At 71.1% G+C, this 22095-nt stretch carries 19 protein-coding genes; 12 read left to right on the forward strand and 7 right to left on the reverse strand.

Annotated features, from left to right (window positions below):
• Positions 1 to 32: 32 nt before the first annotated feature.
• The 3 genes from ACZZZB_RS14395 to ACZZZB_RS14405 are packed head-to-tail and all read right to left on the reverse strand — an operon-like array spanning position 33 to position 3066.
• The gene (locus ACZZZB_RS14395; protein ID WP_463530028.1) at positions 33 to 1127 is read right to left on the reverse strand and encodes a mandelate racemase/muconate lactonizing enzyme family protein; all 1095 of its coding nucleotides are present in this window, start codon (positions 1125 to 1127) and stop codon (positions 33 to 35) included.
• A gap of 2 nt (positions 1128 to 1129) precedes the next feature.
• A complete protein-coding gene (locus ACZZZB_RS14400) occupies positions 1130 to 2071 on the reverse strand; it encodes a 5-dehydro-4-deoxyglucarate dehydratase (RefSeq protein ID WP_426737777.1) in 942 nt (313 codons plus the stop codon).
• A 14-nt stretch (positions 2072 to 2085) separates the two neighbouring features.
• Positions 2086 to 3066 (reverse strand): NAD-dependent epimerase/dehydratase family protein, encoded by a 981-nt coding sequence (locus tag ACZZZB_RS14405; protein ID WP_463530029.1) that lies wholly within the window; start codon positions 3064 to 3066, stop codon positions 2086 to 2088.
• A 126-nt stretch (positions 3067 to 3192) separates the two neighbouring features.
• On the opposite strand from ACZZZB_RS14405, the gene ACZZZB_RS14410 reads away from it, so the two are divergent.
• From ACZZZB_RS14410 to ACZZZB_RS14425, 4 genes are read left to right on the forward strand one after another with little or no spacing between them, the layout of a single operon-like run.
• Positions 3193 to 5223 carry a DUF6807 family protein gene (locus ACZZZB_RS14410; RefSeq protein ID WP_463530030.1) on the forward strand — a complete coding sequence of 677 codons (2031 nt, stop codon included), beginning with the start codon at positions 3193 to 3195 and terminating at the stop codon, positions 5221 to 5223.
• On the forward strand, positions 5220 to 6380 hold the full coding sequence (locus tag ACZZZB_RS14415; RefSeq protein ID WP_463530031.1) for a Gfo/Idh/MocA family protein: 1161 nt from the start codon (positions 5220 to 5222) through the stop codon (positions 6378 to 6380). Before ACZZZB_RS14410 ends, ACZZZB_RS14415 begins: the two co-directional genes overlap by 4 nt.
• A complete protein-coding gene (locus ACZZZB_RS14420; protein ID WP_463530032.1) occupies positions 6377 to 7429 on the forward strand; it encodes a M24 family metallopeptidase in 1053 nt (350 codons plus the stop codon). The genes ACZZZB_RS14415 and ACZZZB_RS14420 overlap by 4 nt, the downstream gene beginning before the upstream one ends.
• Before the next feature lie 4 nt (positions 7430 to 7433).
• Positions 7434 to 8546: a glycerate kinase gene (locus tag ACZZZB_RS14425; RefSeq protein WP_191941731.1), complete on the forward strand. Its 1113-nt coding sequence runs from the start codon at positions 7434 to 7436 to the stop codon at positions 8544 to 8546.
• Between the two features lie 25 nt (positions 8547 to 8571).
• Here ACZZZB_RS14425 and ACZZZB_RS14430 read toward each other — a convergent pair whose 3' ends face one another.
• From ACZZZB_RS14430 to xylA, 3 genes are all read right to left on the reverse strand, one after another.
• Positions 8572 to 9609, reverse strand: a complete 1038-nt coding sequence (locus ACZZZB_RS14430; RefSeq protein WP_463530033.1) for an NADPH:quinone reductase — start codon at positions 9607 to 9609, stop codon at positions 8572 to 8574.
• Between the two features lie 605 nt (positions 9610 to 10214).
• Positions 10215 to 11648 (reverse strand): xylulokinase, encoded by a 1434-nt coding sequence (gene xylB / locus ACZZZB_RS14435; protein ID WP_463530034.1) that lies wholly within the window; start codon positions 11646 to 11648, stop codon positions 10215 to 10217.
• A gap of 129 nt (positions 11649 to 11777) precedes the next feature.
• Positions 11778 to 12968, reverse strand: coding sequence for a xylose isomerase (gene xylA, locus ACZZZB_RS14440; protein ID WP_064295008.1), 1191 nt, complete (start codon positions 12966 to 12968; stop codon positions 11778 to 11780).
• A gap of 188 nt (positions 12969 to 13156) precedes the next feature.
• Here xylA and ACZZZB_RS14445 point away from each other — a divergent pair, with 188 nt between their 5' ends.
• The 7 genes from ACZZZB_RS14445 to ACZZZB_RS14475 all read left to right on the forward strand — a co-directional run bounded on the left by ACZZZB_RS14445 (position 13157) and on the right by ACZZZB_RS14475 (position 20786).
• Positions 13157 to 14203, forward strand: coding sequence for a LacI family DNA-binding transcriptional regulator (locus ACZZZB_RS14445; RefSeq protein ID WP_124769991.1), 1047 nt, complete (start codon positions 13157 to 13159; stop codon positions 14201 to 14203).
• Positions 14204 to 14427: 224 nt separating this feature from the next.
• A complete protein-coding gene (locus ACZZZB_RS14450) occupies positions 14428 to 15618 on the forward strand; it encodes a Gfo/Idh/MocA family protein (protein ID WP_124769990.1) in 1191 nt (396 codons plus the stop codon).
• 50 nt (positions 15619 to 15668) lie between these two features.
• The gene (locus tag ACZZZB_RS14455) at positions 15669 to 16979 is read left to right on the forward strand and encodes an extracellular solute-binding protein (RefSeq protein WP_079706766.1); all 1311 of its coding nucleotides are present in this window, start codon (positions 15669 to 15671) and stop codon (positions 16977 to 16979) included.
• Between the two features lie 7 nt (positions 16980 to 16986).
• Positions 16987 to 17913 (forward strand): carbohydrate ABC transporter permease, encoded by a 927-nt coding sequence (locus ACZZZB_RS14460; RefSeq protein WP_071258845.1) that lies wholly within the window; start codon positions 16987 to 16989, stop codon positions 17911 to 17913.
• Positions 17913 to 18866 carry a carbohydrate ABC transporter permease gene (locus ACZZZB_RS14465; protein ID WP_137243853.1) on the forward strand — a complete coding sequence of 318 codons (954 nt, stop codon included), beginning with the start codon at positions 17913 to 17915 and terminating at the stop codon, positions 18864 to 18866. Before ACZZZB_RS14460 ends, ACZZZB_RS14465 begins: the two co-directional genes overlap by 1 nt.
• A gap of 49 nt (positions 18867 to 18915) precedes the next feature.
• Positions 18916 to 19611 (forward strand): ThuA domain-containing protein, encoded by a 696-nt coding sequence (locus ACZZZB_RS14470; protein WP_463530035.1) that lies wholly within the window; start codon positions 18916 to 18918, stop codon positions 19609 to 19611.
• Positions 19596 to 20786 carry a Gfo/Idh/MocA family protein gene (locus ACZZZB_RS14475; RefSeq protein ID WP_463530036.1) on the forward strand — a complete coding sequence of 397 codons (1191 nt, stop codon included), beginning with the start codon at positions 19596 to 19598 and terminating at the stop codon, positions 20784 to 20786. The genes ACZZZB_RS14470 and ACZZZB_RS14475 overlap by 16 nt, the downstream gene beginning before the upstream one ends.
• Here the strand turns inward: ACZZZB_RS14475 and ACZZZB_RS14480 are convergent.
• Positions 20783 to 21286, reverse strand: coding sequence for a metallophosphoesterase family protein (locus ACZZZB_RS14480; protein WP_463530037.1), 504 nt, complete (start codon positions 21284 to 21286; stop codon positions 20783 to 20785). The two genes, ACZZZB_RS14475 and ACZZZB_RS14480, sit on opposite strands and share 4 nt — an antisense overlap.
• Positions 21287 to 21418: 132 nt before the next feature.
• Here ACZZZB_RS14480 and ACZZZB_RS14485 point away from each other — a divergent pair, with 132 nt between their 5' ends.
• Positions 21419 to 22030, forward strand: coding sequence for a hypothetical protein (locus ACZZZB_RS14485; RefSeq protein ID WP_064295001.1), 612 nt, complete (start codon positions 21419 to 21421; stop codon positions 22028 to 22030).
• The last annotated feature ends 65 nt before the right edge of the window (positions 22031 to 22095 follow it).

The following is a 22095-nucleotide window of genomic DNA, read 5'->3' on the forward strand; positions in this document are numbered from 1 at the left end:
TGGTCGGCCGGCGGGCAGCCGATCAGACAACGTCAGTCGGCGTTGATAACGGTCTCGGCGATCCGGTCGCGGATGACGAAGCCGAGGCCGGGTCGCTGCTCGACCTGCACCAGGCCCCCGGCGATGGTGACCGGCCCGGGTGGGTCGATGGCGCCGATCGCCACGAAGCCCGCGTCCTCGACGTCCTCGACCTCGGTGACCTGCGGGAGGGTGAGGGCGAGCTGACCGGAGAGGTCGGGGAGCAGGTGCGGGGCGAGCGTCAGCCCGGCGTCGTCGATGAGCGCGGCGATCGCGAGGAAGGGGGTGATGCCGCCGACGCGCACCACGTTCGGCTGCAGGACGTCGGCGACGCCACGGTCGACGAGGTCGCGGAACCGGTGGATCGTGTGCACGTTCTCGCCCAGAGCGATTGGGATGTCGGTCGCCTGACGCAGCCGTTCGTACCCCGCGGTGTCGTCGGAGCGCAGCGGCTCCTCGATCCACGCCGGGTCGACGACGCCGAGCCGTTCCAGGGACGAGACCGCTTGGTCGACGTCCCAGCGCTGGTTCGCGTCGATCATGAGCCGGCGGTCCGGTCCGAGCAGTTCGCGCACCATCGTCACGCGGTCGACGTCCTCGGCGAGGTCGGGCTTGCCGACCTTGATCTTGACGGCGTCGTAGCCCGCCGCGATCCACCGCTCGACCTGCGCGGCGAGCGAGGCGGCGTCGAGGTGGAGGTTCACGCCGCTGCCGTACGCCTGGACCGTGTCGCGTCGACGGCCGAGGAGGTCGGCGAGCCCGAGACCGGCCCGTCGTCCACGGAGGTCCCAGAGTGCGGTGTCGAGCCCGGCGAGCGCGATCGTCGTGATCCCGCCGCCACCGGCCTCGTGCAGATGCGCCCACAGCCGCGGCCAGAGCGTTTCGGGGTCGGTCGTCGATCCGACGGCGGCGGCGGTGATGTCGTCGTCGAGCAACGCGCGGACTGCCGTGGCCCCGATGGTCGGCGTCCACGTGAAGCCCGACCCGGTCGCCCCCTCGTCGTCGACGACGTCCACACGGATGAGATGCAGCCACGGTGCCTCGGGCACCCAGGGGCGCGGCATGGTGAACCGGCCGAGCGAGGTGGTGATGGAGGCGATCCCGGGCATCGTCAGCGCCCTGCGGCAAGCGTCGCGTGCTCGGCGACGAGGTCGGCACCGGTCGCGAGCAGCGCCTCCAGGCGGTCGGTCTGCTCGGGGGTCGGGTCGACGAAGGGCGACCGCACGGAACCGACCGGCAGGCCGTCGAGCCGGACGCCGGCCTTGATGAGCGACACGGCGAAGCCGGGGGTCTCGTCGCGGAGGGCGACCAGCGGCCGGTAGAACTCGCGGAGCAGGCGCTCGCGCAGCGGCTCGTCGTGCTCGGTGTACGCGCGGTAGAACAGCGTCGCGAGCTCGGGCAGCATGGCGAAGACGGCCGAGGAGTAGAGCGGGATGCCGATGCCGCGGTAGGCGGCCTGCGTGAGCTCGGCGGTGAGGAGGCCGTTGAAGAAGGCGAAGTCATCGCGTCCCTCCTCGTGCACCGCCAGCACGATGTCCTGGGCGGCCGCGACGTCGCCGACGCCGTCCTTGAAACCGACGACCTGCGGGTTGCGGGCGAGGTGGCGCATCGTCGCCGTCGTGTACCGGGCGTTGTTCCGGTGGTAGACGATCGCCGGGAGGCTCGTCGCCGAGAGGACGTCCTCGACGTACGCCTGCAGACCGGCCGCCGGCCCGGAGACGAGGTACGGCGGCATGAGGAGGATCGCGTCGGCTCCCGCCTCTTCGGCCGCCACCGCGAGCTCCTTGGCGGTCGCCACGCCTCCTCCGGCGCCACCGATGACCGGGACGGCGCCGTCGACGACCTCGACGGTCCGTCGGACGACGCGGGCGGCCTCCGACGGCGACATCGCGTGCAGCTCGCCGGTGCCGCAGGCGGGGAACACCCCACCGGGCCGGTGTTCGAGTCGCGACTCGAGGTGGGTGCCGAGGAGCCCCAGGTCGACCTCGCCCGCGGCGTCGAAGGGGGTGATCGGGAAGTACAGGACGCCGTCGAAGGCGAGCGGTGCTGGCATGGTGGAGGTCCTCGTCATCGTGGGGCTGGGGCTGGGGCTGGGGCTGGAACAGGAGTGGTGGTCGGCCGGCCGGTGTCGGCGGCGAGCAGATCCGTGAGCCGGGCCGCCTCGGCGGGGCTGAGTGCGGACCGCCAGTCGTGCTCCGGGCGCCACCCGAGGTGGGCGGTCGCCTTCGCGCTGCTGAAGGCGGCGGCTCGGTCGACGAGTCCGTCGGCGAATCCGGCGGTGCTCGGGACCTGCGCGGGCAGCAGGGTGGACAGGGGTGCGAGGGCCAGGGCGTCGTCGGCGCCGACGAAGTACACCTCACCGGAGTGCCGGGCTTCGGCACGATCGATCCAGGCGGCGACGAAGCTGCCGGCGTCACGAGCGTCCACGTAGTTGTACAGGGAGACGGCCGCGAGTGCGGGATCGGCGAGCCGGTCGACGATGGTGTGCCCCTGCTGCGTCGGCGCGCCCTCCCACTCTTCCGGGGAGACGACGAAGCACGGCCGGAACGCCCCGGTCACGACGGCGTCGCCGTGGGCTCGGGCGAGCATCGCGACCGTCGACTCGATCGCGACCTTCGACAGCGCGTAGGCGTTCCACGGGGCGACCCGGTGCTCCTCGGTGATGGGGAGCGCCTCGGGCGTCCACCCGTGCGGGGCGCCGTAGCCGATGACGGTCGGGCTGCTCGCGGCCAGCAGCCTGGTCGCCCCGGCGGCGATCCCGGCGGTGAGGGCGGTGAAGGCGAGCGTCTGGTTGGTCGACAGGATGACGTGCTCCGGCGCGCTGAAGGGCACGGCGATCGCCGCCAGGTGCACGACGGCGTCGGGCCGCAGGGTGGCGAAGAGCTCATGGGTGGCGTCGTGGTCGAGGAGGTCGGCGGTCCGGCCCTCGACGCCGGGGAGTCCGGGGTCGGTCCGATCGACGGAGACGACCTCGTGGCCTGCTTCGGCGAGGGCGCTCGCGACGCTCCGCCCGAGTCGTCCTGCGCCGCCGGTGACGATGATGCGCATCGGTGTCCTCTCTGACCACGTCCGGGTCGACCAGGCCGACCGCACCAACCGGGAAACCGGTTTCTCGAAGTGAGCCTATAGGATGATTGAAGACGGCACCACCCGTGACGAGTTGAACGAGGACGTATGAGCAACCGGTTCCCCAGTGCTGGACCGACACCGACGATCTCCGACGTCGCCGAGCAGGCGGGCGTCTCGAAGGCCACCGTGTCGCGTGTGCTCAACGGCAAGGCGACCGTCGACGCGACGATCGCCGACCGCGTCCTCGCCGCGGTCGACGCCCTCGGCTACCGGCCGAGCATGCTGGCCCGAAGCCTGTCGCTCGGCCGCACGAACACCATCGGGGTCGTCGTGCCCGACCTCGAGAACCCGATGTTCCAGGAGATCCTGCGCGGGGTCACCCGGGCCGCGGCGACCGACGGCTACCGCGTCCTCGTGACCGACACCGAGGAGGACCCGGCAGACGAGGCTGCGGCGGCCCGCGAAGCCCGTCGTCGCTGCGACGCGATCGTCCTCTGCTCACCCCGCCTGGCCGAACCGGAGCTTCGAGCGCTGCTCGCCGAACTGCACCCGGTCGTGCTCGTCAACCGTGAGCTCGCCGACTCGCCCGTGCCGTCGGTGTCCATCGACTACGCCAGCGGCATGGAGCAGGTGCTCGCCGAGCTGCACGCACTCGGGCACCGGCGCATCCTGTACCTCGCCGGGCCCGCCGCGAGTCAGGGCGATCGCCTCCGACGGGTCGGCATCGCCCGCGCGCGCTCGGATTACGACGACCTCTCGGTCGACATCGTGACGGCCGGTTCTGCGCTGGTGGACGGCGCGGCGGTCGTCGACACGGTGCTGCAGCATGATGCGACCGCCGTCGTCGCCTTCAACGACCTCGTGGCCCTCGGGCTCGTCTCGGCGCTCCGCGGTGCCGGTGTGTCCGTCCCCTCGGCGCTCAGTGTGGTCGGCTTCGACGACATCCCGTTCGCGGCGTTCGCGGTGCCGGCACTCAGCACGGTGTCCGTCCCGCGACGCGAGCTCGGTGCCGAGGCGTGGACCAGACTGCGCGACACCATCGGCGGCGCAGAGGGTGGACACCCGCTCGTCTTCCGACCGCGGTTCGTCGCCCGGGAGAGCACCGTAGCCCGCCCGGCCGCGAGTCCGCCGGTCTGGCGCGGAACCGAGCAGCACCCCACGTCACCGGAGCTGACCGCCCGGCTCGGCGACCGCGAGGTGCTCGTCCTCCACGACGGCAGCGGCCTCGAATCGACCGACGCCCCGCGACCGTTCGCGCACCCCGTCACCTCGCTCGGCGGGACCGTCGTCACGGAATCCGCTCCCGACGACCACCCCCACCATGTCGGTCTCTCGATGGCCGTCGCCGACGTCGACGGTGTCTCCTACTGGGGCGGTCGCACCTACGTCGCCGGGCAGGGGTCGACGATGCTCGACAACCACGGTGTCCAGCGCGTCACCGAGACCGAGGTGGACGCCGGTGTGCTGCGTCAGTCCCTCGACTGGGTCGGGCGCGACGGGACGACGCAGCTGCGGGAGTCGCGCACCACGGTCGTCGAGGAGTTCGCTGTGCCCGTACCCGGCGTCGGGAGCGGGAGGTCGGCGCTCCGCGTCGCGGTCTCCAGCGTCCTCCGTGCGACGGGATCGACGGTGACGATCGGGTCGCCGGCCACGAACGGCCGTGAGGGCGCCGGATACGGCGGATGGTTCTGGCGGTTGCCCGCAGACGCCCACCGGTCCGTCCTCAGCGCGGACGGACCGGGGGAATCGACCGCGCACGGCTCGCGTGCGGCGTGGGTCGCCTTCGTCCTCGACGCCGACGGGAGCGCCGACCCGGGGACGGGTGACGCGGCCGAGCCCGCCCCGACGCCGCCTCGACGCCCCACGACCGTCCTGTTCCGACAGTCCGCAGCGAACGCCTTCCCCTGGTTCCTCCGTGCGGCCGAGTACCCGGGTGTCGGGGTCTCGCTCGCCGCCACCAGCCGCACCGCCATCACCGCCGACACCCCGCTCGTCACCGGTCTGGAGGCAGTCGTCGTCGACGGTGCTCTGGACGCGGAGCAGGCGGACGCCATCCACCGCGCGCTCCTCACCGCCGAGGAACGCGGCACCGAACCGCGCAGTACTGAACCGCGCAGCACAGGGAGTGACGCATGACCAGCACCGACCACCCCACCGCCCCGACCGTCGTGGTCGTCGGGATCCACGGCCATGGCGCCAGTCACGTGGCGGCAGCCAGGGCGCTCGCCGCGACCGGCGCGATCCGCCTCGTCGGACTCGTCGACCGGACCTTCACCGAGGAGGACCGCGCTGCCGGGGACGCGCCGCTCCGCGACTCGCTCGAGGAGTGCTTCGCCGCCGGGCGGGTGGACGTGGTCATCCTCTCGACCCCGATCCACACGCACCTGGACCTCGCCGTCGCCGCCCTCGAGCACGGCGCCGACGTCCTGCTCGAGAAGCCCCCGGTGACCTCGAACGACGAACTCGACCGGCTGCAGGCCACCGCCGCCCGGACCGGCGGACTCGTGCAGGTCGGGTTCCAGAGTCTCGGATCGCACGCGATCGGCGAGATCGCGGACGTCGTCGCCGGCGGGGAGATCGGGGCCGTGACAGCACTCGAGGCGAGAGGCACCTGGGTCCGCACCGTCGGCTACTGGACGCGTGCCGCGTGGTCGGGCAGGCGCACGCTCGACGGCACACCCGTCGTGGACGGCGTCGTCACCAACCCCTTCGCGCACGCGGTCCAGACCATGCTCCGACTCGGCGGCACGACCGACCGCGCGGCGATCGCCACCATCGACCTCGACCAGTACCGGGCGAACGACATCGAGGCCGATGACACCTCGGTCGTCCGCATCACCCCACAGCGCGGTCCGATCATGACCGCGGCGCTCACCCTGTGCGCGCAGGAGACGACCGATCCGGTGGTCACGGTCCACGGGGAGCTCGGCTCGATCCGGTTCCACTACACGCGCGACGAGGTCGAGGTGGTCGTCGACGGCGTCACCCTGCGACGCTGGACGACGGGCCGGACCGACCTGCTCCCCGACCTCCTCCGCGCGCGCGAGGCGGTCCGGGCCGGTCAGGACGCCGCACTCGTCAGCTCCCTGGCCGACGCGTCCGCCTTCACCGCCGTCCTCGACGCGGTCCGGTCGGCTCCAGCGCCGCACCGCATCCCCGCAGATCTCGTCGAGTGGCTCGGGACGGGCGACGAGCGCCGCCCGGTCATCCCGAGGATCGAGGAGCTCGTCGCGGAAGCGGCCGCCACCGGCAGCACCTTCGCCGAGCTCGGGACCGAGTGGGCCCGGCGATGAACGACGAGCGGCCCGGGCCGGATGAGGGCGACCGCCGGCGCAAGCACGCCCGACTCGTGTCGCTCCTGGAAGCCCGCGGAGCCGGCACGATCGTGCTGCGGTCCGCCGCCGCGGTCAGCTGGTACCTCGACGGCTCGCGCGTCCATGTGAGCCTCGCGGCCGACCCGATCGTCGCGGTCGTGGTCTCGCCGGACGACGCATGGCTCGTCGCGACGTCGAACGAGGTGGACCGGCTGCAGGCCGAGGAGCTGCCCGACATCCGGGTTCGGACGGTGCCGTGGCACACGCCGATCGACACGGTGTTGCCGAGTGGGGACGGGGTGCTCCAGGAGGCCGACGTCACTGCCGAGCTGCGCGCCGCACGTGCGTCGCTCCTCCCGGCCGAACTCGCGCGCTTCCGTTCGCTCGGGCGGGAGACGACGTCGGCGCTCGAGACGCTCGTCGACGGGCTCGACCCTGCCTGGACGGAACGCGCCGTCGCCGCAGACCTCGCCGGGCGTCTCGTCGCAGCCGGGATCGACCCGCTCGTCCTCCTCGTCGCCGGGGAGAGCAGACTCGCCCACCGACACCCGCTGCCGACCGGGGGGCGACTCGGTTCCCGGGCAATGCTCGTCGCCTGCGGCCGCCGCGACGGGCTCATCGTGAACCTCACGCGGTGGTTCGACGAGGGCGGCACCCCGGCTGAGCCGTTCGCCACGGACATGCAGCGCATCCGGGCCGTCGAACGCGCCTACCTCGACGCCACCGTGCCGGGCGCCTCGCTCGCCGACATCCTCGGAACAGGGAGCGCGGCCTACGCCGAGCAGGGCTTCGACGCCGACGAGTGGACGAAGCACCATCAGGGCGGTGCGGCCGGCTACGCGGGACGCGATCCGCGCGCCACGCCTGAAGCGACCGATGTCGTCCAGCCGTGGCAGGCGTTCGCCTGGAACCCGACCGCCCCCGGCGTGAAGGTCGAGGACACCGTCGTGGTCACGCCCGACGGTGTCGAGGTGCTGACGACGAGCGCGGCCTCGACCCGCCCGACCCCGTCCACCGTGGGAGGCTGAAGGCATGACCCGGCACATCGTCATCGCACCGGATTCATTCAAAGGCACGGCGACCGCCGCGGAGGTCGCCGAGGCGATCGCCGAGGGGTGGCGGACCGTCCGGCCCGATGACCTCCTGCAGTCGCTCCCGATGGCCGACGGTGGCGAGGGCACGCTCGACGCGTTCGCGGCAGCCGTTCCCGGCGCTCGTCGGCACCCGATCACGGTCACCGGCCCGGTCGGCGACCCGGTGGACGCCGAGTGGCTCGAGTTGCCCGACGGTTCGGCGGTCGTGGAACTCGCGCAGACGAGCGGCCTCACCCTCCTCGACCCCCTGCAACCGTTCGCGGCGCACACCGTCGGCTTCGGTGAGGCCATCGCGGCCGCGCTAGACCACGGTGCCCGACGGCTGCTGCTCGCGATCGGCGGAAGCTCCAGCACGGACGGCGGAGCCGGGCTGCTCACCGCGCTCGGGGCGCGGCTGATGGACGCCGACGGTGGACCGGTGGCGCCCGGCAACGCCGGACTCGCGACGCTCCGCGACATCGACACCGCCGGACTCCGTGCGCTGCCGCCGGACGGCGCGGTCATCCTCAGCGACGTGACCAACCCGCTGCTCGGCGACCGCGGTGCCGCTGCGGTCTTCGGTCCGCAGAAGGGTGCGACCACTGCGGACGTCGCGGTCCTCGACGCCAACCTGGCCCGGTTCGTGAGCCGCGCTGCGGACGCGTTCGGGTCGGACCGAGCGACACGAGCAGCGGTCGAACCCGGCGCCGGTGCCGCGGGCGGTGCGGGCTACGCCCTCCTGCTGTGGGGCGCCACCGCCACCTCGGGCGCGCGCGGCGTCGGTGAGGCGATCGCCCTCCCGGAAGCGGCCGCGACGGCGTCGATCGTGATCACGGGCGAGGGCCGCTTCGACGACCAGACGGCCGACGGCAAGGTCGCCTCCTGGGTCGCCGGGCTCGCGGCGGACCGGACCATGCTCGTCGCCGGGGCGATCCAGGCGCCCACCGAGGGGATCTTCCTCGCGGCGGCATCGCTCACGGAGCTGGCCGGCGGCGTCGAGGCGGCGATGGCCGAACCGCTCGTCCACCTGCGTGCGGCAGGGGCGGCACTGGCCACCCGGTACCGCCCCTGATCACCTCACCTGGCGGTGACGTACGTCATGCGGTGACGTCGATGAGGACCTTCCCGACGGTGTCGTCCTCGACGGCGGCGTGGGCCGCAGCCGTCTCGGCGAGGGGGAACACCGTCAGCGCCAGACCGTGGTCTTCGCCGACGTCGAGCGCGCCGTCCTCGATCGCGGCGGTGATGTCCTCGGCTGCGGCGTGGAGCGCGGCGTCGCCGACCGTGTAGAGCAGCATGAACTGCAGCCGCGTGTTGAGCCCCATGTGCGGACGGATGTCGAGCGTGATCGAGTCACCGCCGTTGTTCGCGTAGCTGACGACCGTGCCGCGCGGGGCGAGGACCGCCTGGTCGAGGGGGAGGTTCTGCGCGATCGCGACCTCCACGACGAGGTCGACGCCCTCGGGTGCCACCTCGCGGATCGCCGCGGCGGTGTCGCCCTCGCGGTAGTTCACGACGTGGTGCGCTCCCGCGGCGGTCGCGAGGCGGGCCTTCTCGTCGCTGCTGATGGTGCTGATCACCGTCGCGCCCGCCCAGCGCGCGAGCTGGATCGCGGCGTTGCCGACGGCCCCGGCGCCGCCCTGGACGAGGACCGTCCGGCCGTCGAGGGCTCCGGGGGCGAGCCGGGTCGGGCCGTCCTGCGCGACGGTGAGGGCGCGGTGCGCGGTCATCGCGGGGACGCCGAGGCTGGCGCCGAGTTCGAATGACGCGGCGTCGGGCAGGGGGACCACACGGGAGACGGGCTGCACCGTGAACTCCTGGGCCGTGCCCAGCGGGCTCTCGTGCGCGGCGAGGTACACCCAGACGCGGTCGCCGACGGCGAAGGTGGTCGCCGCGTCGCCGGCAGCGGGGCCGACCGCGTCGATCACGCCGGCACCGTCGAGGTTCGGGACGACCTCGGGGAAGGGCATGCCACCCGAGGGGCCGCCGCCGCGCCTGGTCTTCCAGTCGGTCGGGTTGACGCCGGAGAACGCGAGCTTGACGCGGACCTCGCCGGGGCCGGGCTCGGGGAGCTCGCGCTCGACGAGGTGGAGGACGGACGGGTCACCGTTGGTGGAGTAGACGATCGATCGCATACCGGGGCCAACGTCTCCGCCCCGCGGAAGATTCCGCGGAGGCACTTCGACAGGCTCAGTGACCGGGAGGGGTTCGCTCAGTGACCGGGAGGGGTTCGCTCAGTGACCGGGGGAGGATTACTCGGTGACCGGGGAGGGGATACCCGTTCCCTGAGCTTGTCGAAGGGCCCCCGGGGTGACGTTGCGTCTCGGGAGGCTTCTGCGTGTGGCACTTCGACAGGCTCAGTGACCGGGGGATGTTCGCTCAGTGACCGGAGGATGTTCGCTCAGTGGCCGGGTGGCGCTCGGTGACCGGGGAGGAGATACCCGTTCCCTGAGCTTGTCGAAGGGCCCCCGGGGTGACGTTGCGTCTCGGGAGGCTTCTGTGTGTGGCACTTCGACAGGCTCAGTGACCGGTGCGGGTTGCTCGGTGACCGGGGCTGGCTCGCGTGACCGGGGTGGGGGTACTCGTTCCCTGAGCTTGTCGAAGGGCCCCCGGGGAGCGTTGTGGGTCTGGGGGCTCCGGTGTGTGGCACTTCGACAGGCTCAGTGACCGGAGGGGGCGGCTCGGTGACCGGGAGGGGTCTGCGCGGTGACCGGCACCGAGACCGGCGACCGGTGCCGCCTCAGGCTCGGGCGGCGTACTGCTCCCGCGCGATCCCGGACGCGTCCGCAGCGAGAGCGTCCGCATGGTCGGCGCCGTCGCCGGCCCCCACCGCAGCCCACGCCGGGCGAGTGCCACTCAGTGCCCAGGCCGCCTGCACTGCGGCGCCGTCGGCGACGTACTCCCCGGGGGCCGGCACGACGACCGGCACGTCGAAGACCTCGCGAGCGATCGCCTGCACCGCCGGGTTCTGAGCCGCACCACCGATGAGGAGGACGCGCTCCGCCGTGACGCCCTGCGCGAGCACCGCGTCGAGGCCGTCGGCGAGTCCGCAGAGCAGCCCCTCGATCGCCGCGCGAGCGAGGCCCTCGCGCGTCGTCGACTCCAGGGTCATGCCGAAGAGGGTCGCCGTCGCGTCCGGCCGGTTCGGGGTGCGCTCGCCCTCGAAGTACGGCTGGAGCACGAGACCACGTGCCCCGGCTGGGGCCTCGAGCGCGAGTCGACCGAGTTCCGTGTGGTCGACGCCGAGCAGCGCGGCCACCGCGTCGAGGATCCGGGCGGCGTTGAGTGTCGCGATGAGCGGCAGGAACGCGCCGTCGGCCGAGGCGAACCCGGCGACGGTGCCGGAGCTGTCGCGGACCACGGCCGGCGTCACGGCGAACACCGTCCCGCTCGTGCCGATCGACACGACGACATCGCCGGCCGTCGCACCGAGCCCGAGGGCGGCTCCCGCGTTGTCGCCGGCACCCGCCCCGATGACGGTGTCCGGCCCGATGAGGCCACCGTCGATTCCGGTCCCGGCGGACTCCTCCGGCGCGAGCACGCGCGGGAGGATCGCATCGTGGCCGAGTGCCGCCACGAGCAGCTCGCGGTCGTACTCGCCGTCGGTGGGGGACCAGTAGCCGGTGCCGGAGGCATCGGATCGGTCGGTCGTCAGCTCGGCGAGATCCGCGCCGAGTGGGCTCTCGTCGGCCGGACCGAAGCCGCGCAGACGCCAGCTCAGCCAGTCGTGGGGGAGCGCGACGGCGGCGACCTCGGCGGCGTTCGCGGGTTCGGCGTCGCGCAGCCAGCGCAGCTTCGTGATCGTGAAGGAGGCGACGGGGACGCACCCGGTCCGCTGGGCGAGCTCCGCAGCGCCGAACTCGGCGATGAGGTCCGTCGCGGCCTGCGCGCTCCGGGTGTCGTTCCAGAGGAGTGCCGGACGGATGACGCGTCCGTCGACGTCGAGCGCGACCATGCCGTGCTGCTGGGCCGCGACCGACACCGCGGCGACATCGGCCAACCCGCCGGCGGCGGCGGCCGCCTCCTGCAACGCCTGCCACCACGCGGTCGGGTCGACCTCGGTGCCGACGGGGTGCGCCGCGCGTCCTTCGCGGACGAGCGCTCCGGTCTCGGCGTCGCGGATGACGACCTTGCAGCTCTGGGTGGACGAATCGATGCCGGCGACGAGCGTCATCGCTCTCCCTGTTCTCGGTGGTGGGCGGTCGGGTGACCGCCGGGTCTGCTGTGGGGTGGAACGCGGAACGGCGTTCCGCCCCCGATCCTCTCGGATCAGGAGACGGAACGCCAGGTTCGCGGGTGTCGGTTAGCGCGCGCCCATGAGGTGGTCGACGGCCAGCTGCTGCAGGCGGACGAACCCGAAGCCCTTGCCGCCGAAGTAGGCGTCGGCGTCGAAGTCCTCGTAGGACGAGCGATCGGCGAGCAGCTGCTCGACGGTCTCGCCGGGGTTGAGCGTCGGCTCGCGCAGCTCGGGCACGCGGGCGGCAGCCAGCGCCTCCTGCACCTCGGGGTCGGCGCGGAACGCCTCGGCGCGCTCCTTGAGCAGCAGGTACATGCGCATGTTGGCGGCTGCGGAGTCCCATACGCCCGTGATGTCCTCGGTGCGGCTCGGCTTGTAGTCGAAGTGACGCGGGCCGTCGTACGCGGGGCCGCCGTTCACGCCACCGTGCTCGAGGAGGTCGACGAGCGAGAACGCGTTCTGCAGGTCGCCGTGACCGAAGACGAGGTCCTGGTCGTACTTGATGCCCCGCTGGCCGTTGAGGTCGATGTGGTAGAGCTTGCCCTGGTAGAGCGCCTGGGCGATACCGGCGGTGAAGTTGAGGCCCGCCATCTGCTCGTGGCCGACCTCGGGGTTGATGCCGACGAGCTCCGGGCGCTCGAGGGTCTCGATGAACGCCATCGCGTGGCCGAGCGTCGGGAGCAGGATGTCGCCGCGGGGCTCGTTGGGCTTCGGCTCGATCGCGAAGCGGATGTCGTAGCCCTTGTCGGTGACGTAGTCGCCGAGGAAGTTGACGGCCTCGCGGTAGCGCTCGAGCGCCGCCTGCACGTCCTTCGCGGAGTCGTACTCGGCGCCCTCGCGGCCGCCCCACATGACGAAGGTCTTGGCGCCGAGCTCGGCGGCGAGGTCGAGGTTGCGGAGCACCTTGCGGAGGGCGAAGCGTCGGACGGCGCGGTCGTTCGAGGTGAAGCCGCCGTCCTTGAAGACGGGCGCGCTGAACAGGTTGGTGGTCACCATCGGCACGATGACGCCGGTGTCGGCGAGCGCCTGCTTGAGGCGGTCGATCTGCTTCTGGCGTTCGGCGTCGGTCGAGCCGAAGGCGAAGAGGTCGTCGTCGTGGAAGGTGAGGCCGTAGGCGCCGAGGTCGTTCAGGCGGGTGACGGCCTCGACCACGTCGAGGTCGGGGCGGGTGGGGCCACCGAACGGGTCGGTCCCGTTGTAGCCGATCGTCCAGAGGCCGAAGGAGAACCGGTCGGCTTTGGTGGGGGTGAGGCTCATGCGTGCAAGTCCTTCAACGTCGTTGGTGAGCGGATGATTTGTTGTTAACAACAACTTATAGTCGAGACTAGCAGATCGTCGGCCTCGCGTCACCGGTCGGGTGTCGCGAAATATTTCGTTAGCATGGGCAGAACTTCTCGCTGCAGAGACGGCCGTCCGGCCCGACGGAGAGGGATCGGAGGACTCGGATGAGCGACGACCTCGCGGTGCAGGCCGCCGGATCCGGCGGCGTCGGCGGGCGGGCCACCCTGTCGCGCATCGCCAGAGAGGCCTCCGTGTCGGTCTCGACCGCCTCGAAGGTGCTCAACGGGCGACCGGGGGTGTCGCCGGACACCCGGGAGATCGTCGAGCGACTGCTGGACCGCCACGGCTACAGTCGCCGCGGTGCCGAGCTCGCGCAGGGCTCGCTCATCGAGCTCGTCTTCGAATACATCGACAGCTCCTGGTCGCTCGAGATCATCCGCGGTGTCGAGAAGGTCGCGCGCCAGCACGGCATGAGCGTCACCCTCACCGAGACGGGCGCCCGGCGTTCGACCGGCGAGGGCTGGGTCGAGAGCATCATCTCGCGGAAGCCGGTCGGGGTCATCCTCGTGTTCTCGGACATCGACCCGGCGTACCGGCGCCAGCTCCACACGCGCAACATCCCGGTCGTCGTGGTCGACCCGGCGGGGGACCCTGGCCCGGAGGTGGCCGCCATCGGCTCCACGAACTGGTCCGGTGGGATGGCCGCGACGCGCCACCTCATCGAGCTCGGACACCGCAGGATCGGCCTGATCTCGGGCCCGCAGGACCTCATGTGCTCGCGGGCACGGGTCTCGGGCTACCGGTCCGCGCTCGAGGAGGCCGGGATCCCGCTCGACGAGACGATCCTGCGCCGCGGGGAGTTCATCCCGGAGGCCGGACGCGTCCTGGCGCTCGAACTGCTGCAACTCGAGGATCGGCCGACCGCGATCTTCGCCGGCAACGACATGCAGGCGTTCGGCGTCTACGAGGCGGCGCGCTCGCTCGGGATATCGATCCCGGAGCAGCTGTCGGTCGTCGGGTACGACGACGTCCCGCCGGCTAAGTGGGTCGGTCCGGCCCTCACGACCATCCGGCAGCCGCTCATCGAGATGGCTGAGGAGGCCACCCGCCTGGTGCTGAAACTCCGGTCCGAGACGGTCGACAACATCCGCCTCGACCTCGCCACCTCCCTCGTCGTCCGGGGTTCGACCGCAGCCCCGCCCACCCCGTAGCCCGCGAACGGTCACTCGCCGTCGTCCCGGCGGACGGGACTGTGTCGGAGTGACAGTTCGCGGGCAGGGTTGGGGATGGGGACGGGCGGTGGACGCGAAAAGTTTCCAATGCGGGAGAGGGAAGTTGCGGGCAGACAGGCGGCGGGGCTAGCTTCAGGGCACCGCAGCGAAGCGATCCGGAACCCCGGTGCCGCAGCTGCGCGAGCAGCTCGGGAGCGTTGCACATGGCGGGAAGCGGACGGCCGGAACTCCGGGTCGCGATGATCGGATACGGCTTCATGGGAGCCGCGCACTCGCAGGCCTGGCGCACCGCACCGCGCTTCTTCGACCTCGACGCGGAACCGGTCATGGCCACGATCGTCGGCCGCAATCCCGAGGCACTCGAAGCGGCCCGCGTGAAGTTCGGCTGGGAGTCGGCCTCGACCGACTGGCGGAGCGTCATCGCCGACCCGTCCATCGACATCGTCGACGTCTGCACGCCCGGCTCATCGCACGTCGAGATCGCGATCGCCGCCCTCGAAGCCGGCAAGCACGTCCTCTGCGAGAAGCCGCTCGCCAACAGCGTCGAGGAGGCGGAGCTGATGGTCGCCGCGGCTGAGGCGGCGAGGGCTCGCGGCGTCCGCTCCATGGTCGGCTTCAGCTACCGTCGCGTGCCCGCCATCGGGTACGCCCGCCAGCTCATCGCGGAGGGCGCGCTCGGCGACGTCCGTCAGATCCGCGCCCTCTACCTCCAGGACTGGCTGAGTGATGCCGAGGGGCCGATGACCTGGCGCCTCGATAAGGACCAGGCCGGCTCCGGCTCGCTCGGCGACATCGGCGCGCACGCCATCGACCTCGTGCAGCACCTGACCGGTGCCCGACTCGACGCCGTCAGCGGGACGCTCGCCACCTTCGTCACCGAGCGACCACTCCTCGGCGAGACCGTCGGCCTGAGCGGGACCGCCTCGGAGGAACGCGGCGCGGTCACCGTCGACGACGCCGCCTGGTTCACCGCGAAGCTCACGGGCGGACTCGCGGACGGCGCGATCGGTGCCTTCGAGGCCACCCGCTACGCGACCGGCCGGAAGAACGCGCTCCGCATCGAGCTGAGCGGCTCGCGCGGAGCCATCGCCTTCGACCTCGAGCGGATGAACGAGCTCGAGGTCTACGACGCCACCGCTCCCGCCGGCAAGCAGGGCTTCACGCGCATCGTCGTCACCGAGCCGGAGCACCCGTACATGGCCGCCTGGTGGCCGACCGGCCACGGTATCGGCTACGAGCACCCGTTCTCGCACCAGGTGCGGGACCTCGTCCAGGCCATCACCGGCGGCACCGATCCCGAGCCGTCCTTCGCCGACGGGCTGCAGGTCCAGCGGGTCCTGCGCGCCGTCGAGTCGAGCGCCGCGAACGGCAGCGCCTGGACGCCCACCGACTGACCCGACCCCATCGCACCATCAGCAGCAGCACCCACCAAGGAGAGAACGCAATGACGCTTCGTACTTCATCCCGCCGTCGGACCCGACTGGCCGCAGTCGCCCTCGGCGTCTCGGCCCTCATGCTCGGCGCGACCGCCTGCTCCAGCGGCGGCGGCGCCCCGAGTGGCAGCGCCACCCTCTGGGGCCTCACGGGCACCGACGAGGACACCGTCCTCGGCCCGTCGCTCAAGGAGTGGAACGGCGCCAACGCCGATGGCCAGGTCGCCGCGACCTACTTCCAGAACGACGCTTACAAGACCAAGATCCGCACCGCAGTCGGCGCAGGCAGCGCTCCGACCATCATCTACAGCTGGGCGGGCGGCACCCTGAACTCCTACGTGGACGCCGGCAAGGTCGCCGACATCACCTCGGAGACCGCGGACGCCAAGGGCAAGTTCCTCGAGTCCGTCTGGAACCAGGGCGTCATCGACGACAAGGTGTACGCGGTGCCGATGAACGCCACCACGCCGATCATGTTCTATTACAACAAGGACGTCCTGAAGGCCGCCGGCGTCGAGGTCCCGACGAACTTCGACGAGATCGTCGACGCCATCCCCAAGCTCAAAGCCGCAGGCGTGGCCCCGTTCTCGCTCGCCGGTGCCTCCAAGTGGCCGTCGCTCATGTGGGAGGAGTACCTCGTCGACCGCGTCGCCGGACCCGAGGCCTTCAACAAGATCATGGCCGGTGAGGCCGACGCGTGGAGCGACCCCGGCATCATCGAGGCGAACGAGAAGATCCAGGAGCTCGTGAAGGCCGGTGCCTTCGTCGACGGCTACGCCTCGGTCACCGCCGACAGTAACGCCGACGTCGCCCTGCTCTACACGGGCAAGGCCGCGATGATGCTCCAGGGCGCCTGGGTCATGACGACCTTCAAGCAGCAGGCGGCCGAGTTCGCCGAGAAGGGTCTCGGTTACACGACCTTCCCCGCCGTCACCGGTGGCAAGGGCGACCCGTCGAACATCGTCGGCAACCCGTCCGGGTACTTCTCCATCTCCGCCTCGGCGACGAAGGAGCAAAAGGCCAGCGCGCTGAAGTACCTCACCGAGGGCGTGTTCGACAAGGGCTACATCGACCGCATGGTCGAGGCCGGTCAGGTGCCGCCGATCACGGGTATCGACGACCAGATCGCGGACGCCGGCGGCGACTTCGGCACGACCGTCTACGACCTCACAAAGAACGCCAAGAACTTCCAGATGTCGTGGGACCAGGCGCTCCCGCCCGCACAGGCGACCGCGCTGCTGACGAACCTCGACCAGCTGTTCAACCTGCAGATCACCCCGCAGGAGTTCTCCGACAACATGAACAAGACGATCGGACAGTGATCTCCCGATGACCGTCACCCGTCCATTGAACGGGGCCCGAGGGGCCGGTGCGGCAGCGATGCGCCGCCGCACCGGTCCCAGCGGCTGGATGGTCGCGCCGGCGCTGGGCTTCTTCCTCGTCTTCGCGATCATCCCGCTCATCGTCGCCCTGTACCTGAGCTTCACCCGCTGGGACGCGATCACCGACCCCGCGTGGGTCGGCCTCGACAACTGGGCTTCCGTCCTCGTCGACCCGGTCGCGATCGACGCCCTCGTCCTGACCCTCAAGGTCATCGTGATCTCCTGGATCGTCCAGACCCCGATCAGCCTGCTGCTCGGGACCTGGACCGCCGGCAAGCAGCGCAACCGGGCCGTCCTCGGCGCGATCTTCTTCCTGCCGCTCCTGCTGTCGTCGGCGGCGACCGCCATCGCGTTCAAGGCGATCCTCGACCCGAACTTCGGCCTGTCGGCGTCGCTCGGCATCCCGTTCCTCAAGCAGGACTGGCTCGGCAACCAGCAGCTCGTGCTCTTCGTCGTGATCTTCATCATCGCGTGGCAGTTCGTGCCCTTCCACACGCTCCTGTTCCAGGGTGGCGTGCGGCAGATCCCGGCGTCCCTCTACGAGGCGGCCGAGATCGACGGGGCTGGGACGGTCAAGCAGTTCTTCCACATCACGCTCCCGCAGCTGCGGTACACGCTCGTGACGTCGTCCACGCTCATGATCATCGGTTCGCTCACCTACTTCGACGTGATCTTCGTGCTCACCGGCGGTGTTCCGAGCGCCGGCACCCGCATCCTCCCGATCCTCATGTACGTGACGGGCTTCTCCGCGAGCCAGTTCGGGCAGGCGAGCGTCATGGCGATCATCCTGGCCGTCATCGGTCTCGCCATCGCCCTGCTGCTCACCAAGCTGAGCGGCTTCGCCAAGATGGACAGCCAGCAGGAGGGCCTCTGATGTCAGCGACGAACCCACTCACGAAGCCCGGCACGCTGCCGACCGGGAGCCTCGACACGGTCAGCGTCTCGACCGCCGGGTCCAAGCGTGGACGCCCGGGCGAGCACGAGACGCGAGGCAGGCGCCCCCGCGGTGCCCGCCGTAAGCCGAACATCATCGGCGGTATCGGCGCCTGGATCTGGCTGCTCATCATCGTGCTGCCGATCTACTACATCGTCATCACGAGCGTGCGCCCGCAGGCCGGGTTCTTCTCGAGCAACCAGCTCATCCCGCCCACCGACCCGACCCTCGACGGCTACGCCCTCGTCCTGCAGAGCGACTTCTTCCTCTACCTCGGCAACAGCGTCATCATCACCGTCGCGAGCGTCGCCGTCACCGTGTTCGTCTGCCTCATGGCGTCGTACGCGATCGTGCGCACCAACTCCCGGTTCACGCGGGGAGCGTTCTCGTTCTTCCTGCTCGGCCTCGCGATCCCGCTGCAGGCGACGATCATCCCGCTGTTCTACATGCTCAGCAAGGCGGGACTCTACGACACCCTCCTGGCGCTGATCCTGCCGTCGATCGGCTTCGCGGTGCCCGTCACCGTGCTCATCCTGTCGAACTTCATCCGTGACATCCCCAAGGAGCTGTTCGAGTCGATGACCGTCGACGGGGCGTCGAGCTGGCGGACCCTCGTCTCGCTCGTCCTCCCGCTCGCCCGGCCGGCGATCGTCACCGTCGCGCTCTACAACGCGCTCAACGTGTGGAACGGATTCCTGTTCCCACTCGTGCTCACGCAGTCGCCGAGCAACCGGGTGCTGCCGTTGTCGCTGTGGACGTTCCAGGGCTCGTTCAGCGTGAACGTGCCGGCGGTGCTCGCCGCCGTGGTGTTGTCGACCCTGCCGATCTTCATCCTGTACCTGTTCGGCCGACGCCAGTTGATCAGTGGCATGACCGCCGGCTTCAGCAAGTAGTGCCGGTCGCGAGCCGACCAACGACCGAACCATCCCCTGAGAGGAACACATGACTGACAAGCAGGCGCTCGTGGTGCGAGGCGGCTGGGACGGGCACATGCCCGTCGAGACGACCGCGGCCTTCATCCCCTTCCTGGAGGCGAACGGGTTCACCGTCCGCGTCGAGGACGGGACCACCGTCTACACGGACACCGACTACCTCGACACGGTCGACCTCATCGTGCAGATCAACACGATGAACACCATCGAGCCGGAGGAGTTCGCCGGCCTGCAACGCGCTGTCCTGAACGGGACGGGCATGGCCGGTTGGCACGGCGGGATCGCGGACTCGTACCGCAACAACGCCGACTACCTCCACATGATCGGCGGCCAGTTCGCGCACCACGCCGGCAAGGACCCGGCCGAGCGGACGGGGGAGCAGTCCGACAACTACATCCCCTACACCGTCCACATCACCGAGTACGGCCGGACCCACCCTATCACGGAGGGGATCGAGGACTTCGACCTCGTCACCGAGCAGTACTGGGTGCTGAGCGACGAGTACAACGACGTCCTCGCGACGACGACGCAGGAGGTGCGGCCCTGGGACGCGTGGAACCGTCCCGTCACGGCGCCCGCCATCTGGACGCGGCAGTGGGGGAAGGGCAGGATCTTCGTGTCCGCTCCCGGCCACCGCATCGAGATCGTCGAAGACTCGAACGTCCGCACCATCATCGAAAGGGGCCTGCTGTGGGCAGCACGCTGAACGGGGCATCGGAGACCGCCGGGGGATCCGTCCTCCGGGTCGGCGTCATCGGCGTCGGCAACATCTCGAAGCAGTACTTCGCCGAGTTCCCGAAGCTGCCGAACCTCGAGCTCGTCGTCGTCGCGGACCTCGACCTCGCCCGCGCCGCTGAGGTCGCCGCCGAGCAGGGTGTCCGGTCGTCGAGCGTCGACGAACTGCTCGCCGACCCCGAGGTCGACGTCGTCCTGAACCTGACCATCCCGGCCGCGCACGCCGACGTCGCGCTCCGGGCCCTCGAGGCCGGCAAACACGTCTACGGGGAGAAGCCCCTCGCCCTGTCGACCGCCGAGGCACGACCGGTGCTCGAGCTCGCCGCGGCGAAGGGCCTCCGCGTCGGCAGCGCGCCGGACACCGTCCTCGGGTCGGGCGTCCAGACGGCGCTCGCCGTGCTCGACAGCGGTGCCATCGGTCGGCCGATCGCCGCGGCGGTCGCCTGGAGCGCCCCGGGACACGAGCTGTGGCACCCGGCTCCCGCGTTCTACTACCAGCCGGGTGGCGGGCCGCTCCTCGACATGGGGCCGTACTACCTGACGAGCCTCGTGTCGTTCTTCGGTCCCGTCGTGCGGGTGTCGGGCGCGGTCGCGCGATCGGATCGTGAGCGCTCGGTGGCGACGGGTGCGCTGGCCGGGACGCCGATCCCGGTGCACGAGGAGGTCGACACGCACGTCACCGCGATCCTCGAGCATGCGAACGGGGTGGTCTCGACCGTGACGGTCTCGTTCGAGGTGTGGGCGAGCCGCGTGCCGCTCTTTGAGGTCTACGGTACGGGCGGGACGGTCGCCGTGCCCGACCCGAACCGGTTCTCGGACCCGGTGGAGATCGCGACGGCCGACGACCGCACCTGGCGTGCCGTCCCCGACAGCGCAGGCTTCGTCGACGCCGGGCGCGGGGTGGGCCTGTCGGACCTGGCCGAGGCGATCGAGCAGAACCGACCGCATCGGGCCTCGGGCGACCTCGCGTTCCACGTGTTGGAGATCATGGAGGCGATCATCGTCGCCGGTCGTGAGCACCGCGTCGTGGAACTGACGAGCACCGTCGACCGTCCGGCACCCGTGGCCCGCGAACTGTCACTCCGGCACAGTTCCAGCCGCTCGGACGAGCGCCGAGTGACAGTTCGCGGGCAGGGGGAGGGTTAGCGGGCGACCGGGATGAGGAGGACGTCGGTGAGGGTGCTGTCGGTGACCCGCGCGGTCATCATCGTGCACTCCGGTTGACGACGGCGGTCCGTCGGCGAGCCAGGGTTGAGCAGGCGCAGACCAGCTGGCGAGACCGAGTCCCACGGGATGTGGCTGTGTCCGAAGACGAGGACGTCGGTGTCGGGGAAGGCCTCGTCGGCCCGTCGCTCGCGACCGGTCGCCGCCCCCGTCTCATGGACGACGGCGAACCGCAGCCCGTCGACCTCGAAACGCGCGACCTCGGGGAGACGCGCGCGGAGTCCGGGGCCGTCGTTGTTGCCGAAGACACCGACCAGGCGGGCGGCCCGGGCCTCGAGGGCGTCGAGGGTCGCCTCGTCGACCCAGTCACCCGCGTGGACGACGACGTCCGCTGCGTCGACGGCAGCCCAGACCGCGTCCGGCAGAACCTTCGCCCGCTTCGGCAGGTGGGTGTCGGCGAGGAGGAGCAGCGAGGTCGGCATGTTCCCACGGAAGCGGATCGCGCCGACCTCGTCAACCGGGTGGTGCTCCCGCGCCCGTCGACCTGCTCGGCGACCGGGCCGCGGACCGCCGTTCACGGACACTCCCGCAGGAGGGGCGGCTAGGGTGATCCCATGCCCGCAACCGACCTTCGTTTCTCCGGGAGGATCGCCGGCTACGGCACCACGGGCGGCGTCCGCATCGTCCTCGGGCTCTGGTCCACGTCTCCGTTCGGCTCGTTCGCCGACGCGATGATCGAGGACTCCCGCGGCAAACGCCTGTTGCTCGCGCCGACGCAGGAGATCGCCGACTTCATCTCCTCCACGTACACCTTCGACGACGTCGAGATCGGCACCGTCGGCTGGACGCGTCTGCCGACGGGGCTCCGCTTCGTGGGCGGTCCGCTCGACACGACCCTCCGGATCGGTGGGAGCTCTCCGCTCGGCCGGGCGCTGCGGGTCGTCCCCAAGCCGGTGGCCGTGAACCCTGTCTGGCTGCAGACCATCGACCCCCTCGCCCGCGTGCTCCAACCCGGCGCCCGGACGGCGGGCTCCGCCGGCAACGGTCGACGCGAGTACTACGGCGTGACCGGCGCTCGCCGCATCACCGCCGCCACCGCGAGCTGGTCCGGTGCGGACCTCGGCACCCTCGCCAGACTCGACCCGCCCGTGCGCTTCGGCTTCGGCTCCGCGCCGGCCGACCCGCACCTCGTCGACATCGTCACCACGGTCCGCCAGCCCGCGTGAGCTGCTCCGGGGTCGCGCAGCTCACCATGTAGCCCGTGTCGGCGTCGCGGCAGGAGATCCGCGCG

It is taken from the genome of Plantibacter sp. AC185, from assembly GCF_979258065.1.

Bases quoted from the DNA above. Each gene is read 5' to 3' on its own strand.
- ACZZZB_RS14395 (WP_463530028.1), bottom strand. From the start codon at position 1,127: ATGCCCGGGATCGCCTCCATCACCACCTCGCTCGGCCGGTTCACCATG.
- ACZZZB_RS14400 (WP_426737777.1), bottom strand. From the start codon at position 2,071: ATGCCAGCACCGCTCGCCTTCGACGGCGTCCTGTACTTCCCGATCACC.
- ACZZZB_RS14405 (WP_463530029.1), bottom strand. From the start codon at position 3,066: ATGCGCATCATCGTCACCGGCGGCGCAGGACGACTCGGGCGGAGCGTC.
- ACZZZB_RS14410 (WP_463530030.1), top strand. From the start codon at position 3,193: ATGAGCAACCGGTTCCCCAGTGCTGGACCGACACCGACGATCTCCGAC.
- ACZZZB_RS14415 (WP_463530031.1), top strand. From the start codon at position 5,220: ATGACCAGCACCGACCACCCCACCGCCCCGACCGTCGTGGTCGTCGGG.
- ACZZZB_RS14420 (WP_463530032.1), top strand. From the start codon at position 6,377: ATGAACGACGAGCGGCCCGGGCCGGATGAGGGCGACCGCCGGCGCAAG.
- ACZZZB_RS14425 (WP_191941731.1), top strand. From the start codon at position 7,434: ATGACCCGGCACATCGTCATCGCACCGGATTCATTCAAAGGCACGGCG.
- ACZZZB_RS14430 (WP_463530033.1), bottom strand. From the start codon at position 9,609: ATGCGATCGATCGTCTACTCCACCAACGGTGACCCGTCCGTCCTCCAC.
- xylB (WP_463530034.1), bottom strand. From the start codon at position 11,648: ATGACGCTCGTCGCCGGCATCGATTCGTCCACCCAGAGCTGCAAGGTC.
- xylA (WP_064295008.1), bottom strand. From the start codon at position 12,968: ATGAGCCTCACCCCCACCAAAGCCGACCGGTTCTCCTTCGGCCTCTGG.
- ACZZZB_RS14445 (WP_124769991.1), top strand. From the start codon at position 13,157: ATGAGCGACGACCTCGCGGTGCAGGCCGCCGGATCCGGCGGCGTCGGC.
- ACZZZB_RS14450 (WP_124769990.1), top strand. From the start codon at position 14,428: ATGGCGGGAAGCGGACGGCCGGAACTCCGGGTCGCGATGATCGGATAC.
- ACZZZB_RS14455 (WP_079706766.1), top strand. From the start codon at position 15,669: ATGACGCTTCGTACTTCATCCCGCCGTCGGACCCGACTGGCCGCAGTC.
- ACZZZB_RS14460 (WP_071258845.1), top strand. From the start codon at position 16,987: ATGACCGTCACCCGTCCATTGAACGGGGCCCGAGGGGCCGGTGCGGCA.
- ACZZZB_RS14465 (WP_137243853.1), top strand. From the start codon at position 17,913: ATGTCAGCGACGAACCCACTCACGAAGCCCGGCACGCTGCCGACCGGG.
- ACZZZB_RS14470 (WP_463530035.1), top strand. From the start codon at position 18,916: ATGACTGACAAGCAGGCGCTCGTGGTGCGAGGCGGCTGGGACGGGCAC.
- ACZZZB_RS14480 (WP_463530037.1), bottom strand. From the start codon at position 21,286: ATGCCGACCTCGCTGCTCCTCCTCGCCGACACCCACCTGCCGAAGCGG.
- ACZZZB_RS14485 (WP_064295001.1), top strand. From the start codon at position 21,419: ATGCCCGCAACCGACCTTCGTTTCTCCGGGAGGATCGCCGGCTACGGC.